The sequence below is a fragment of the Collinsella sp. CLA-ER-H7 genome (assembly GCF_040092345.1).
In the GTDB taxonomy this organism is placed as follows: Bacteria; Actinomycetota; Coriobacteriia; order Coriobacteriales; family Coriobacteriaceae; genus Collinsella.
This window is the reverse complement of the sequence record NZ_JBBNLT010000001.1, coordinates 246,044-259,492: the sequence shown is the minus strand read 5'-3', so window position 1 is coordinate 259,492 and position 13,449 is coordinate 246,044. Positions and strand designations below refer to the sequence as shown.

Sequence of the window (13,449 nt, the reverse complement as noted above, 5' to 3'; positions counted from 1 at the left end):
GGCGGACATGGCTCAGTTGGTAGAGCACAACCTTGCCAAGGTTGGGGTCGCGGGTTCGAGCCCCGTTGTCCGCTCCATTTGGGCGTTTAGCTCAGGGGGAGAGCGCTTCCCTGACACGGAAGAGGTCAGAAGTTCAAATCTTCTAACGCCCACCAAATGTTCGCAGCTCAGAGGCTATGTCCTCTGGGCTGTTTTGTTTTACCACCAAGCACGCCGCCAAATAAGCCACCAAATATTGATCCAAGGTCTGTACGCGATGGTCTTCGCATCCCATAGAGGTGCCGGCAGATTGCATACGTCCTGGCCGATCGTGACCGCAACATGTTGGTCAAGCACAATCTTTTGGATTCTTTTGGCGTGAGCGGCTTGGTTTTGGTAGGATTTGTCAGCGGCTTGACTAAGGGGGTTTTATAACTGCCATGCAGGTAGCCGTGTTGGTAACGTTTTACCGACTTGCCAAGAACCCCTCATTTTTAATGCGTCTGCAAAATGACTAATTGCTTTGACCTGCTGAAACACTATATGTTGTGTTTGACCTTAAAAAAGAATACAGGATATAGATGCCTCTTTGTCGTATGATAGATGGCGGACAGAGAACGAAGACCTTAACTGCCTCTTTTGAACGTGTCCTTGAGCCGCTTGATCGGCTCCAGGGAATGTCCGCATGGAGGCTTATGGTTTATCGAGAACACAGATTGCGCGACGGCGCCGCAAGACAGGGGCAAGCCCTGCCGGGTATCGTTTGGCTCTGAAGCGCGATGAGGCTACGATGCGAAAGAGGCAAGAGGATGAAGATCATCAAGCGCAGCGGCACCGAGGTTGTCTTTGACATCGATAAGATCGTCAATGCCATCCGCGCCGCAAACTTGGAGGTCGAGGAGAGCTCTCGTCTTACCGACCGCCAGGTGGTTTACGCGGCGCAAAACGTCGCCGAGGCATGCGAGAACGCGGGTCACACCGTGTCGGTCGAGGAGATCCAGGATCTGGTCGAGGACGAGATCATGCGTCTCGACTGCTACGAGGTTGCCCGCCACTACATCATCTATCGCTATGTTCAGAGCCTGAAGCGCCAGAAGAACACGACCGATGACAAGATCCTGTCGTTGATTGAGTGCAATAACGAAGAGGTCAAGCAGGAGAACTCCAACAAGAACCCGACCGTCAACTCCGTTCAGCGCGACTATATGGCCGGCGAGATTTCCAAGGACCTGACCCAGCGCGTGCTGCTGCCCCAGGAGATCGTGGACGCCCATAATGAGGGCCTGATCCACTTCCATGATTCGGATTACTTTGCTCAGCACATGCACAACTGCGACCTGGTGAACCTGGAGGACATGCTCCAGAACGGCACCGTTATCTCGGGCACGCTGATCGAGAAGCCGCACAGCTTCTCGACCGCCTGCAACATCGCGACGCAGATTATCGCTCAGGTTGCTTCCTCCCAGTACGGCGGCCAGTCGATTTCGCTGACCCATCTTGCTCCGTTTGTTGAGGTGAGCCGTCAGAAGATTCGCGGCGAGGTCGCCCGCGAGCTCGAGGAGCTCGGCGTTTCCGCATCTCCCGAAAAGGTCCGCGAGGTTGTTGAGGATCGCCTGCGCGATGAGATTCGTCGCGGCGTCCAGACGATTCAGTATCAGGTCGTGACCCTTATGACCACCAATGGCCAGGCGCCGTTCGTGACGGTCTTTATGTATCTTAACGAGGCCCGTACGCCTCAGGAGAAGCACGACCTTGCCATGATCGTGGAGGAGACGCTTCGCCAGCGCTACGAGGGCGTTAAGAACGAGGCCGGCGTTTGGATTACCCCGGCATTCCCCAAGCTCATCTATGTACTCGAGGACGATAACGTTCACGAGGATTCCCCGTACTTCTACCTGACCCAGCTGGCTGCCAAGTGCACCGCCAAGCGCATGGTTCCCGACTACATCTCCGAGAAGAAGATGCGCGAGCTCAAGCTGTCGAAGGGCGAGACCGCCGGCAACGGCGACTGCTATACCTGCATGGGCTGCCGCAGCTTCTTGACGCCCGACCGCTCGGGCAACGGCTTTAACAACGTTGCCAACGCGCTGAACTACGACCCGAACAAGCCCAAGTACTATGGTCGCTTTAACCAGGGCGTCGTGACCATCAACCTGCCTGATGTCGCGCTGAGCTCGCATCAGGACATGGACAAGTTCTGGAAGATCTTCGACGAGCGCCTTGAGCTGTGCCACCGCGCCCTGCTGTGCCGTCATGAACGTCTGATGGGTACGCTTTCTGACGCCGCACCGATTCTTTGGCAGTACGGTGCCCTCGCCCGCCTGAAGAAGGGCGAGACGATCGATAAGCTGCTCGTGGGCGGTTACTCCACCATTAGTCTGGGTTATGCCGGCTTGTACGAGTGCGTCAAGTACATGACGGGCCACAGCCACACCGAGAAGGAGGGCACGCCCTTTGCCATGGCCGTCATGCAGCGCATGAACGACAAGTGCGCCGAGTGGAAGGCCGAAAGCGATATTGACTTCTCGCTGTACGGTACCCCGCTTGAGTCGACGACCTACAAGTTCGCTAAGTGCCTGCAGCGTCGTTTTGGCATCATCCCGGGCGTGACGGACAAGGGCTACATCACCAACAGCTACCACGTCCACGTGTCCGAGGAGATCGACGCATTCGACAAGCTCAAGTTCGAGGGTATGTTCCAGCAGCTTTCGCCGGGCGGTGCCATCTCCTACGTTGAGGTTCCCAACATGCAGGACAACCTCAAGGCTGTCATTCGCGTGATGCAGTACATCTACGACAACATCATGTACGCCGAGCTCAACACCAAGAGCGACTACTGCCAGGTGTGCGGCTACGACGGTGAGATCAAGATTGTCGAGGATGACGGCAAGCTGGTGTGGGAGTGCCCCAATTGCGGCAATCGTGACCAGGAGAAGATGAACGTCGCCCGTCGTACGTGCGGCTACATCGGTACCCAGTTCTGGAACCAGGGTCGAACCGAGGAGATCCGCGACCGCGTGCTGCATCTCTAATACCGCTCCGGGGCTGAGCCGGGAGGGCCGCTTGGGCATTTGCTCGCTATTTCGGACAGTCCTGCGCAAGACGAAGGCCACATTAAGTGGCCTTCTTTGCGTGCGGAACTCATATCGAGCAAAAGCCCAAGCGGCCCTCCCGGTTCAGCCAAGTTGACGTAGTTGAGATGTAGCATGCGGTCTGCTCACTCCTCGAAGTTCTTAGCGGAAATGAGTTGACTTGCAACAACGCTTTGCTTGCGATGGCGGTTGAGCTGCAACAAGGTTTTTATTGGACCTCGAACCCTATACTCGATGTTCGCTTCGTTCATTGAGTTACCCTTTGCATGAGGCCGGGACATATCGTCCCGCCCGCAGTTTCGCAGGCCGAAGGCCGAGAATGTTTGAGGACGGGATGATATGTCCCGGCCTCCCGGGAGAGTTACCTATGAACTACGCGAACATTAAGTATTTCGACATTGCTGATGGGGAAGGCGTTCGTACTTCTCTGTTTGTGAGCGGGTGCCGTCGCGGGTGCAAGAATTGCTTTAACTCCGTCGCGTGGGACTTTGCTGCGGGCGAGCCGTTCGATCGCGCCGTCGAGGACAAGATTATCGAGAGTCTCGACCATCCCTTTATCGATGGCCTGACGATTCTGGGCGGCGAGCCTATGGAGCCCGAGAATCAGGTGGGGCTTGTTGACTTTATCGAACGCGTGCGTGCGGCCTATCCCGCGGGGTCGGGCAAGACCATTTGGTGCTTTACCGGCGACGTGCTCGAGGAGCTTATGCCGGGTGGCCGTCATCATACCGAGGTGACGAACCGTATCCTGGCCTGCCTCGACATGTTGGTGGACGGCCCGTTCGTTCAGGATCTGTACGATATCTCATTGCGCTTTAGGGGCTCGAGCAATCAGCGCATGATTGATATGAACGCCACGCGCGCCCGTGCTGTGCGCGAGGGCGTTGCGCTTTGCGACGCCGTGGAGCTTTGGCGGGACGATCCGGTCTATTCGACCCATACTATGTAGCTTGTGGCCGATGCCAAAGGGCGTGGTACCATAGCGCGAACGCAAAATCGGAAAAGTGAGGCCCAGATGGTCGATCAGGAAAAAGTCGAGGCCGCCATTAAGCTGTTGCTTGAGGGCATAGGCGAGGACCCAACTCGTGAGGGCCTGCTGGAGACCCCGGCGCGCGTTGCCCGTATGTATGGTGAGATCGCCGGCGGTATGGACCAGAGTGCCGAGGAGCACCTGTCTAAAACCTTTGCCGTCGCTTCGAACGATTTGGTTATCGAGCGCGACATTACGTTTTACTCGCTGTGCGAGCATCATCTGCTGCCGTTTTACGGCAAGGCCGCCATTGGCTATATCCCCAACGGCCGTGTCGCAGGGCTTTCTAAGCTTGCCCGCACGGTTGAGGTCTATGCCCGTCGTCTGCAGCTGCAGGAGCAGCTGTGTGCACAGGTTGCCGATGCCCTCATGGAGTATCTCGCTCCCCAAGGGGCGATTGTGCTGATGGAAGCCGAGCACATGTGCATGACGATGCGCGGCGTGCAAAAGCCCGGCACCAAGACCGTGACGCTCGCTCGCCGCGGCGTCTTTGAGACTGATCCCGCGCTCGAGGATCGGTTCTTTAGGATGCTGGGCCGTTAGCATGAGGGTCGTCAACGACTTTACATCGAAGACCGATGAGGGGACGCCGCGTCGCGGTTTTATGGCTTCGGGCCTGGCACCTTTTGGCGTCATGCCTCGTATCGATTACATCTGTGCCAACGGCCTGTTCCGGCGCCACCTGGGCAACATTGCTCAGCTGGAATCGGGGCGCATCTTCTGCCGCCACGGTATCGACCATCTGCTCGATGTCGCTCGCATTATGTGGATCAAGAATCTCGAGGAAGATCTCGAGTTTGACCGCGAGGTCATTTACGCCACGGCACTTCTTCACGATATCGGCAAAGATGAACAGTATGAATCGGGTATATCCCATGATGTTGCAAGCGAACGCGTCGCTGATGCGATTCTCGGCGGCATGCCCGATGACGTAGCGTTTGAGCTGGCCGATGCCGCGGCCATTAAGACGGCCATTCTGGGCCATCGAAAGCTGCGCGTGAACAGCCAGCCGCTCGAGCGTCTGCTCTATGCAGCCGACAAAGCGTCGCGCGCCTGCTTTGCATGCCCCGCGCGCAATGCTTGCAACTGGAGCGATGATAAAAAGAACCTGTCGATTCGCGTGTAGTTAGTTTACGCGGTCGGGGTTCTAAACGAAGGAGACGATCGCGATGAGTAACAAGAAACTGCCCGAGAATGCAACCAAGACTGAAGGCGCCGAGCTCGCCCGCCGTGGAAGGGGCGAAATATCCACCGCAACGGCGGTGCCCCACGTGAGCTATGACGACCTGCGCCATGCCGACCGCATTACTATCGACGGTCTCGAGGTCTTTGCCAACCACGGTGTGTATCCCGAAGAGAACGCCCTTGGCCAGAAGTTCATCGTGTCCCTGGTGCTCTATGCCGACCTGCGCGCGGCAGGGGAGCACGACAACCTGGATGCCTCGATTGATTACGGCTCGGTGTGTCACGATGTCGACGGATATCTGCGCGAGCATACGTTTAAGCTCATCGAGGCTGCAGCCGAGGGGACAGCCCAGATGCTGCTGCGTCGTTATCCCTCGCTGCTTGGTGTGCGCATAAAGCTCGATAAGCCTTGGGCTCCCGTCGGTCTTCCCCTGGCAAGCTGCGGCGTCGAGATCGAGCGCGTGCGCTAGTCGACGCTAGAGCTTGTTGAGGGGTGGCTGCTTGAGCCGCTGCGACAGAGCTCTATTGTTGGGGCAGTACGTGTCGAGCAGGGCGTGAAACCGCTGATTGTGGCTTGGCTCGAGCAGATGGACGAGCTCGTGGGCGACAACCATGTCGAGACACTCGATGGGATAGGCGGCAAGTTCGCGTGCGATGCGAATGGCGCCGGATTTGGGCGTGCATGAGCCCCAACGCGTTTTCATGCTACGTACGGAAACGCGGGAAACGGCGACACCCATTGCGATTTCGTACGCGCGCACCATATCGCGCAGCGCCGTGGTGACCTCGGATGCATAGAGTTGGTCGATGCGGGTCTGGAGCTCATCGGGCGTCAGGCCGTCGAGGGTTGCGCGCCGCTTGGCCTGTGGGCGTTCGTTCGATTTGTCGGCACCTATAAAACTTGCGAAGGTGGCCTGCTTGGGCCGCGGTGCGGGTGACGCAAAGTTGTGATCGAGCGCATCTTGTACCGTGATGGGCTTGCCCCAAAGTGCAATGATGGACGAGGGGCTGAGCGGCTCTCGTGCCGTCGCCTGACGTTGCTCGCGCTGGGCAAGTCGACCGATAATCCAGGTGCTGTTGCGCTTCACAAACGCTTCGATACGCTCGCGGCTGGCGCCGAGCGGTGCGCTGGCGTGGACCTCACCGCTCGATGTGACGCGCAGGTTGAAGTTTTTGACGCGCTTTTTGGTAACGACGACGGGGATGGGAGTCCCATCCGGTTGGGGTAGGAAAAGCGTAAATTGCTGCGTCAAAAGTGGTCCTTCAGATTGGGGACGGGCCGGCATGTCGACCGTTCGGCATGCCGGCCCGCTCAGGGGATGTGAAATTAATAACGCTCAAAGAAGGCAAGGGCATTATCGCTGCAGAGCTTCTGCATCACGGTCTTGCCAAAGTGCTTGGAGAGCATGTTCTGGAACTCGGGCATCTTGCTGGCATCGGAGAGGAAGGCGGGCACCGTGGCACCGTCCCAGTCGCCGCCGAGCGCGATGACGTCCTCGCCGCCCAGGTCGAGCCAGTGCTCGATATGTGCCGCCAGCTGGTCGAAGGTGACGTCTGCGGCTGTCTTGTCGGTTGCGTCGTTGGAAAGGAACTCGCTGCAGTAGTTGAGGCCGACGATACCGCCCATGTCGCGAATGGTGCGGAACTGGTCGTCGGTGAGGTTGCGCTTAACGCCGCAAACTGCACGGGAGTTGGAGTGGCTGGCGACGAAGGGACGTGTGGCGTGGGCGACAACCTCGTCAAAGCACTCATCGTTGAGGTGGGAGACGTCAAGCACCATGCCGGCGTGCTCCATCTGCGTAAGTGCCTCGATGCCGGCGGCGGTGAGGCCGGCGTGGGTATCGTGTCCGCTCGCGAGCGGTCCCTGCGCATTCCAGCTGAGCGATGACATGAGTACGCCCAAGCTCTTGAGCACCTCGATCAGCGCGGGGTCCTCGGCAAAGAACGTGGCGTTTTCGATGGTGTGGATGCAGGCGACCTTGCCGTCTTTGAGCGCGGGGCGAATGTCTGCCGCGCTGCGTACGTTGACCATGCGGTCGTGGTTGAGCATTGCCTGGCCGCTCATATGCGCCATGATCTGCGCCTGGAAGCGCGCGGCGTGGGCGGTGGGAATCTCATCGGGGACAAACGTGGCGAAGCACTGTGCCCATGGCGTGTTGCCGATCTTTGCGAGCGAGATGGCGCAGGCGTTGCCCTCGATGAGGTCGAAATCTTGCGGATGCGTTTCGTCGCCGGGGAAATAACCGTCGGTGCCGGCGGTAAAGCGCAGGTCGAGATCGAGCGTGGCCCAGCCGATGCGGTCGGCGGTGTCGCAGTGTAGGTCAAATACGGGATATGCCATGGTTCCTCCGGTTGCAGCGTTTCTTTGCAAACTGTCATTGAATTGTATGACTAGGGTATAGTTAGCGCCATATGTTCACGGCGGCCCGCGTTGTGCGCCGCCCTTATCACGGAGGTTCCCATGTCCAACCAGGGCAAGAAGGTCAAGACTCATTATCGCGGCACGCTCGACGACGGCACGCAGTTCGATAGCTCCTACGATCGCGGCGAGCCGCTGGAGTTCACCTGCGGCGCCGGTCAGATGATCAAGGGCTTCGACGCCGCTGTTGTCGACATGCAGGTGGGCGAGAAGAAGACCGTGCACATTCCTGCTGCCGATGCCTACGGCGAGCACAATCCCGAGATGGTTATTACCTTCCCGGCCGAGCAGGTTCCCAACATCGAGCAGATCGAGAAGGGCATGAAGCTCTTCCTGTCCACGCCGAGCGGCATGCCTGTCCCCGCCGTCGTCATCGACGTAACGCCCGAGGCTGTGACGCTCGATGCCAACCACGAGCTTGCCGGCAAGGACCTCAACTTTGATATCGAGCTCGTCGAGGTCGAGGGTTAGAGCATGCCTGAGCGCTTGGTTTCGACGACATGCTTGGGAAATCTCAACGATCCGTCCTATGAACTTCTGCTTCGCCGGAAGCTGGGCGGCGTCTTTGAAGTTGACGAGCTACTGCTCGATTGGGACCAGGCTGATGTATGCGCGTTTGTGGGCGTGACGGAGCTGGGGCGCACGGTCGATGTTCGGCTGGATACTGCCGACGGCGGTCGTTTTGTCGACGGCGACGTGCTCGCCGTCGACCGTTCGGGCGTGGTGCCCGTGGCGGTTGTCGTGCGCCTGCGCAGCGCCGAGGTTTATTTGGTCGAAGTTGACCGCATGGACCCGATTGCGCTCGCGCATGCGTGCTGGGAGATCGGCAATATGCATGCGCCGCTTTTTCGAGGCGATTCGGACGAGTATACCGTGCGCATGTATACGCCGGTGCAGCCTGTTTTGGGCCGCATGCTCCGGGGCGTCGAGGGCGTTCGGCTCTCGACGGTTACCCGTGAACTCGATTCGGACCGGCGCTTTGCGTCGAGTGCGGCGGATGCCGTTGTGAGTATGGCACCAGACTTTACGATCGTAAAGAAGGCGCGCGGTTAACGTGCGTATAAGTAAGGCGGACTTTGAGAGACAACTATTCAAAGTCCGCCTTTCTGTTGATGAGATGCTGTGGGAGAGCATATGGGTCTTGAAGGAATCAAGCTGATTGCATGCGATTTGGACGGCACGTTGCTGCATCCGGGGGAGCGCGAGCCGCGTTCCGAGGCCTTTGAGCTCATCGATGAGCTGCATCGTCGCGGTATCGTGTTTATGCCGGCGAGCGGCCGTCAATATGCGAGCTTGCGCTATCTGTTTGCCCCGGTGGCCGATGAGCTCGCCTATGTATGCGAAAACGGAGCCCTGGTGATGAGCGAGGGACGTGCCGTTGTCAAGCGTTCCATGGAGCGTAGCCTTGCTATGGATATCGCGAATGCCGTGGTTGCGTATCCCCATGCCGACGTGACCCTTTCGTGTGAGGGACACCTCTACACCATGAGCGGCAACGATGCGTTCGTCGATCATTTGCGCTATGAGGTCCACTGCGATGTGGCGGTGGTCGCCCGCCCCGAGGACATCGACGAGGACGTCATTAAGATTGCCTTCCAGACGCCCGAGGTGGATCAGCCGGCGGCCCTGGAGTATTTTGAGCGCCTCTTTAGCGACCGTGTTGACGTGATGACGTCGGGAACCGAATGGACGGACTTTATCGGTTTCGGTTCGGGCAAGGGCTCCGCGCTTGCCGATTACGGTCGTGCCCTGGGTATTTCGCCCGATGAGATGATGGCGTTTGGCGACAATGAGAACGATCGCGACATGCTCAACGTCGTGGGCCATCCCTATCTGATGGAGAGCTGCAACCCCTCTATGCGTGGCATTAACGACCGCGTCCGCTACGTGCGCACGGTCGAAGAAGAGCTGCGTCGTCTACTTGCTGAGTAGACATTTGGGACATGTCTAGGAATCTACTTTTTGCTGCAAAGTGCGGAAAGGTGGATTTTAAGGCATGTTCCAAACATCTACCGGCAGTCGGGGCAGAGACCCTCGAAGATGGTGTAGTGCGACGTGACGTGCCAGCCGATTTGCTCGGACGCTTTGGCGTCGAGCTGGGCATCGAAGGGGAGCGGTACGTCGATGACGCGGCTGCATGAGGTGCAGATGATATGTGCGTGCGGCTCGATCGTGCGATCGAAGCGGCTGCCGCCCGGCGTCTTGATGGAGAGGATCTCGCCGGCGTCGGCCAAGAGATTGAGGTTGCGGTAGACCGTACCGCGGCTGATTTTGTCATCCTGCGCGCGCACGACGTTGTAGATTTCGTCGGCGGTGGGATGGTTGTAGCTTTGGCGCACGGCGTCAAGAACCAGCTTTCGCTGCTTGGTATTCCTTCTTTGCACCGCCATGCGCCTCGCCTCTTTTCTATCAACGGTCGTAGGTAAATGATACCGTATTTAGCACACAATACTAATAATGAGGACTGAAACCGTCTTCATTGGCAAGTGGGGCTCGGGCCTGGGCATCTACAAGGCGAAAACGCGTTCCCATGCGCTCGTAGGAGGCATGAAGTGCCTCGAGATGAGATAGGATGTCTGCCGGAGCTCCCTGTATCTCCATCTCGACTGAGCCGTCTTCCATGTTACGCACCCAGCCGGTGAGTGCGCGTGCCTGCGCGAGGTTGGTGTTGGTAAAGCGAAAACCAACGCCTTGGACTTGCCCCGCCCAGCGCAGGAAATAACGCAGGGGAGTGTCTTGAGTGGCCTCGTCGCTTGCAAGCACGGTAAGCCTGCGGCGCAGCTCGAGCTCGACGTTTGACGGTTTTTGAGGCTCTCGACTGCCGCCGGTGACGCTGGAGAAGAACGTATCGAAGAGGCCCATCGCTATGCCTGCTTGCCTGCGTCGGCCGGGAAGGTTATGCCGGCCTGCTGACGCACGGCATCCATGATGCGCAGTGAGACGAGCGTGACATCGCGGTAGTGGCCAAGCTCGTGGCGTCCCGCCGGGGTCTCCCAAATCTCTTCCTTAACGTTATCGATGCCGCCGATGGCGGTGATAAAGTCTGTGAGTTCGTATTCCATGGTGTTGCTCGATTTGGGCAGGTCGAGCACGCGGCCGTTGTCGCCCTGTTCGCGCGGCGCCTCGGTCGCCGAGCCGCGTACGACGTCGCCGCGATAGTCGATGCGGACGTTGCGGGGCGTTGACAGATGGTCAATCTGGATAGTGCCACGCTCGCCTTCGATCTGCGAGGGCAGCAGGTCATTCGTAATTTTGGAGTGCGCGAGCTCGACGGAGATGCGGCCTCCGCCATAGCTGGCGAGGATGGAACCGCAGCCGTCGATGGGGCCGTGCGTGAGCTGTCGCGTGGTGGGGTCGAGCAGAGTAGTCATGCTCGTAAGGCCGGAGGGCATGCCGAAAATCTCGACCATGGGCTCGACGGCGTAGACGCCAATGTCCATGAGGGAACCCGATGCCATATTGCAGTCGAAGATATTGGTGGCGCGTCCCGCGAGAATCTCGTTGTAGCGCGAGGAATACTTGCCAAAGCGCAATGAGGCGCGGCGGATGGGGGCGATCTCGCCCAGGGCGTCCTCGATGGCGTGGAAGGCGGGATCGTGGAGGGGACGCATGGCCTCGAGGGCCACGACACCTGCTGCCTCGGCTGCGCGGAAGACTTCCAGCGCCTGTGCTTCGGTGGCGCAGAAGGGTTTCTCGACGATGACGTGCTTGCCACCGGCGATGCAGGCGAGCGCCTGCTCGTAATGGAGCGCATTGGGGCTGCCGATGTAGACGGCATCGACGCCGGCGGCTGCCGCAAGCTCATCGAGTGACGTAAAGTTTCGCTCGCCGCCGTGCTCGGCAGTAAAGGCGGCGCCGCGCTCGGCATTGCGCGAGAGCGTGCCTACGAATACGGCCTGGTCGTTGGCATTGACGACCTGAATAAAGTCGTCGGTGATCATGGACGTGCCGATGGTTGCGATACGCAGCATGTGTCCCCCTTGCGTTGTTTGGCCTACAGGACGAGTGTAGCGCGGGAGGACACAAAAGCGTGCGAAAACGCCGTTACAGGTCGCTCTCGTTAAAGCCGGTGTCGATATCGAGGTTACTGCCGTCGGCCGCCGTGGTGGCGAGCTCATCGCAGCGCTCGTTGAGCTCGTGGCCGGCGTGGCCCTTAACCCAGATGAACTCCACCTTATGCTTGCTCCTTGCGGCAAGCAGGCGCTCCCACAGGTCACGGTTCTTGACGGGCTGCTTGTTGGCAGTTTTCCATCCGCGTTTTTTCCAGCCGTCGATCCAATGTTTATTGAAAGCGTTGACGACGTACTGCGAGTCGGAATGGACTTCGACCTCGCAAGGGCGGTTGAGTGCCTCGAGCGCCACGATAACGGCCATGAGCTCCATGCGGTTGTTGGTGGTCTTGGCGTAACCGCGCGAAAGCTCGGAGGTGAAGGTCTTGCCGGCGGGGTTGGTGTATTTGAGCACGGCGCCGTAGCCGCCGCGTCCCGGATTTGATCGGGCCGAGCCGTCGGTATAGATGATGACCTTCACGGGCTTCCTTTCGTTGGGTACGTTTCGTGTGAGTGACCATTGTAGCGCCATGCCCGCCGGGGGCTAGCAATCTACGATTTCTATCCCGTCTTCCGACAGTTAGTTGGCATGGATGATGCGGTTGAGCTCGTCGAGGTATTGCTGCAAGAGGGAAGAGGGCTTGCGCTCGTTGTGCATGATATAGCCTACGTGCATCGTTGGGGCGTCAGCTAACGGGATCGATGCCATACCCCATTGCATTTCATTGGAGAGGACACCGGTCGACAGGGTGTAACCGTTCGACGTGATAAGTAAGTTAGTAAGTGTTCCGCGGTCCGAGATTCGTATGTTGCGGTCGCAAGGGATATAGCTAAAAGGTTCCTCGGCGTAATAGAAGGAGTTCGAGGTGCCTTGCTCAAAGCTGTAGCGCGTATAGGGTGTAAGGTCGGCAAGGGACAGCTGAGGGCGGCGTGCGAGCGGGTGGCGCTCGCTAACGAAGACGTGGACCGTCGCGTCGAAGAGGGGATGGAAGCTTGCGCGGGCATCGGCGAAGGCTTTCTGCAGAACGCGGGCGTTAAAGTCATCCAGATACAGAATGCCGATATCGCTGCGAAATGCGCGGACGTCATCGATGATCTGCGATGTGGTGGTCTCGCGCATGATGAACTCGAACTTGCTGTCGCGGCAGCGCTCGACCACGTTGACAAAGGCCTCGACCGAAAAGGCGTAGTGCTGGGCGGAAATGGCGAGGCGGGCTTGCGGGGTGCCGCCGTCCTCGTAGCGCGCCTCGAGCATGTCGGCCTGCTCTACGACCTGGCGCGCATAGCCCAAAAGCTCGGTGCCGTCGTTGGTGAGCGTGACGCCGCGGCTGGAGCGCGTGAAGATCTCCAGGTGGAGTTCCTGCTCCAGGCTTTTGACGGCGTTTGAGATGTTGGACTGAGCGGTATAGAGGCGCTGAGCTGCGGCGTTGATTGAGCCGGACTCTGCCACGGCGATCAGAAAACGAAGCTGCTGGAGGGTCATCGGCGCCGTCCTTTCGAGCGTTATCTATAAAACCGATAACAGGTTAGCGCTTTTAAGTGATTGACCGAGCGAAACAATGCTCGTACTATTCAAAACACACAAAGGCGATAGGTAATTAAACCGACCACGGAACCGGGATGCGAAAGGAGGCCCGCATATGAATTGCTTACCAAGACGAATGCCGGGCTCCTGTTTGCGCCCGTCGGCGTGAT

Annotated in this window: 15 protein-coding genes and 2 tRNA genes; 10 read left to right on the top strand and 7 right to left on the bottom strand. The window is 58.7% G+C overall.

Annotated elements, in window-relative coordinates; all coding sequences use genetic code 11:
• Position 1 precedes the first annotated feature (1 nt).
• The 7 genes from AAAX75_RS01180 (at position 2) to folB (ending at position 5,756) form a co-directional block, all read left to right on the top strand.
• Positions 2 to 77: transfer RNA gene (locus tag AAAX75_RS01180), tRNA-Gly, on the top strand.
• 3 nt (positions 78 to 80) lie between these two features.
• Positions 81 to 155 (top strand) — tRNA-Val (locus tag AAAX75_RS01175).
• A gap of 633 nt (positions 156 to 788) precedes the next feature.
• On the top strand, positions 789 to 3,011 hold the full coding sequence (nrdD, locus tag AAAX75_RS01170; RefSeq protein WP_055309732.1) for an anaerobic ribonucleoside-triphosphate reductase: 2,223 nt from the start codon (positions 789 to 791) through the stop codon (positions 3,009 to 3,011).
• Positions 3,012 to 3,438: 427 nt separating this feature from the next.
• Entirely contained in the window at positions 3,439 to 4,020 is a 582-nt protein-coding gene (gene nrdG / locus AAAX75_RS01165) for an anaerobic ribonucleoside-triphosphate reductase activating protein (protein WP_349090835.1), read from the top strand.
• Between the two features lie 66 nt (positions 4,021 to 4,086).
• Complete coding sequence (gene folE / locus AAAX75_RS01160; RefSeq protein ID WP_316366328.1) at positions 4,087 to 4,644, top strand: GTP cyclohydrolase I FolE; 558 nt, start codon at positions 4,087 to 4,089, stop codon at positions 4,642 to 4,644.
• Position 4,645: 1 nt separating this feature from the next.
• A complete protein-coding gene (locus AAAX75_RS01155; protein ID WP_349090834.1) occupies positions 4,646 to 5,227 on the top strand; it encodes an HD domain-containing protein in 582 nt (193 codons plus the stop codon).
• 43 nt (positions 5,228 to 5,270) lie between these two features.
• Entirely contained in the window at positions 5,271 to 5,756 is a 486-nt protein-coding gene (folB, locus tag AAAX75_RS01150) for a dihydroneopterin aldolase (RefSeq protein ID WP_349090833.1), read from the top strand.
• A 6-nt stretch (positions 5,757 to 5,762) separates the two neighbouring features.
• Here the strand turns inward: folB and AAAX75_RS01145 are convergent, their stop codons facing one another.
• Together AAAX75_RS01145 and AAAX75_RS01140 are read right to left on the bottom strand one after the other, a co-directional pair.
• Entirely contained in the window at positions 5,763 to 6,539 is a 777-nt protein-coding gene (locus AAAX75_RS01145; protein WP_349090832.1) for a SprT family zinc-dependent metalloprotease, read from the bottom strand.
• Between the two features lie 74 nt (positions 6,540 to 6,613).
• Complete coding sequence (locus AAAX75_RS01140) at positions 6,614 to 7,627, bottom strand: membrane dipeptidase (protein ID WP_117640822.1); 1,014 nt, start codon at positions 7,625 to 7,627, stop codon at positions 6,614 to 6,616.
• A gap of 120 nt (positions 7,628 to 7,747) precedes the next feature.
• Here AAAX75_RS01140 and AAAX75_RS01135 point away from each other — a divergent pair, with 120 nt between their 5' ends.
• The 3 genes from AAAX75_RS01135 to AAAX75_RS01125 all read left to right on the top strand — a co-directional run bounded on the left by AAAX75_RS01135 (position 7,748) and on the right by AAAX75_RS01125 (position 9,637).
• On the top strand, positions 7,748 to 8,176 hold the full coding sequence (locus AAAX75_RS01135) for a peptidylprolyl isomerase (protein WP_055286916.1): 429 nt from the start codon (positions 7,748 to 7,750) through the stop codon (positions 8,174 to 8,176).
• Between the two features lie 3 nt (positions 8,177 to 8,179).
• Positions 8,180 to 8,758 carry an urease accessory protein UreE gene (locus tag AAAX75_RS01130; protein WP_022094405.1) on the top strand — a complete coding sequence of 193 codons (579 nt, stop codon included), beginning with the start codon at positions 8,180 to 8,182 and terminating at the stop codon, positions 8,756 to 8,758.
• An 81-nt stretch (positions 8,759 to 8,839) separates the two neighbouring features.
• Entirely contained in the window at positions 8,840 to 9,637 is a 798-nt protein-coding gene (locus AAAX75_RS01125; protein ID WP_217107720.1) for an HAD family hydrolase, read from the top strand.
• A 77-nt stretch (positions 9,638 to 9,714) separates the two neighbouring features.
• Here the strand turns inward: AAAX75_RS01125 and AAAX75_RS01120 are convergent, their stop codons facing one another.
• The 5 genes from AAAX75_RS01120 to AAAX75_RS01100 form a co-directional block, all read right to left on the bottom strand.
• Positions 9,715 to 10,095 (bottom strand): transcriptional repressor, encoded by a 381-nt coding sequence (locus AAAX75_RS01120; protein ID WP_099431458.1) that lies wholly within the window; start codon positions 10,093 to 10,095, stop codon positions 9,715 to 9,717.
• Between the two features lie 61 nt (positions 10,096 to 10,156).
• A complete protein-coding gene (locus AAAX75_RS01115; protein ID WP_022094408.1) occupies positions 10,157 to 10,567 on the bottom strand; it encodes an acylphosphatase in 411 nt (136 codons plus the stop codon).
• A 2-nt stretch (positions 10,568 to 10,569) separates the two neighbouring features.
• Positions 10,570 to 11,676 (bottom strand): Gfo/Idh/MocA family oxidoreductase, encoded by a 1,107-nt coding sequence (locus tag AAAX75_RS01110; RefSeq protein ID WP_349090831.1) that lies wholly within the window; start codon positions 11,674 to 11,676, stop codon positions 10,570 to 10,572.
• A 73-nt stretch (positions 11,677 to 11,749) separates the two neighbouring features.
• Positions 11,750 to 12,286 (bottom strand): ribonuclease HI, encoded by a 537-nt coding sequence (gene rnhA, locus AAAX75_RS01105; RefSeq protein ID WP_349090830.1) that lies wholly within the window; start codon positions 12,284 to 12,286, stop codon positions 11,750 to 11,752.
• 48 nt (positions 12,287 to 12,334) lie between these two features.
• Positions 12,335 to 13,237: a LysR family transcriptional regulator gene (locus tag AAAX75_RS01100; RefSeq protein ID WP_152067913.1), complete on the bottom strand. Its 903-nt coding sequence runs from the start codon at positions 13,235 to 13,237 to the stop codon at positions 12,335 to 12,337.
• Positions 13,238 to 13,449 lie beyond the last annotated feature (212 nt).

Bases quoted from the DNA above. Each gene is read 5' to 3' on its own strand.
- AAAX75_RS01155 (WP_349090834.1), top strand. From the start codon at position 4,646: ATGAGGGTCGTCAACGACTTTACATCGAAGACCGATGAGGGGACGCCG.
- AAAX75_RS01115 (WP_022094408.1), bottom strand. From the start codon at position 10,567: ATGGGCCTCTTCGATACGTTCTTCTCCAGCGTCACCGGCGGCAGTCGA.
- rnhA (WP_349090830.1), bottom strand. From the start codon at position 12,286: ATGGCGCTACAATGGTCACTCACACGAAACGTACCCAACGAAAGGAAG.
- AAAX75_RS01125 (WP_217107720.1), top strand. From the start codon at position 8,840: ATGGGTCTTGAAGGAATCAAGCTGATTGCATGCGATTTGGACGGCACG.
- AAAX75_RS01100 (WP_152067913.1), bottom strand. From the start codon at position 13,237: ATGACCCTCCAGCAGCTTCGTTTTCTGATCGCCGTGGCAGAGTCCGGC.
- nrdG (WP_349090835.1), top strand. From the start codon at position 3,439: ATGAACTACGCGAACATTAAGTATTTCGACATTGCTGATGGGGAAGGC.
- AAAX75_RS01120 (WP_099431458.1), bottom strand. From the start codon at position 10,095: ATGGCGGTGCAAAGAAGGAATACCAAGCAGCGAAAGCTGGTTCTTGAC.
- AAAX75_RS01135 (WP_055286916.1), top strand. From the start codon at position 7,748: ATGTCCAACCAGGGCAAGAAGGTCAAGACTCATTATCGCGGCACGCTC.
- folE (WP_316366328.1), top strand. From the start codon at position 4,087: ATGGTCGATCAGGAAAAAGTCGAGGCCGCCATTAAGCTGTTGCTTGAG.
- AAAX75_RS01140 (WP_117640822.1), bottom strand. From the start codon at position 7,627: ATGGCATATCCCGTATTTGACCTACACTGCGACACCGCCGACCGCATC.
- AAAX75_RS01110 (WP_349090831.1), bottom strand. From the start codon at position 11,676: ATGCTGCGTATCGCAACCATCGGCACGTCCATGATCACCGACGACTTT.
- folB (WP_349090833.1), top strand. From the start codon at position 5,271: ATGAGTAACAAGAAACTGCCCGAGAATGCAACCAAGACTGAAGGCGCC.
- nrdD (WP_055309732.1), top strand. From the start codon at position 789: ATGAAGATCATCAAGCGCAGCGGCACCGAGGTTGTCTTTGACATCGAT.
- AAAX75_RS01130 (WP_022094405.1), top strand. From the start codon at position 8,180: ATGCCTGAGCGCTTGGTTTCGACGACATGCTTGGGAAATCTCAACGAT.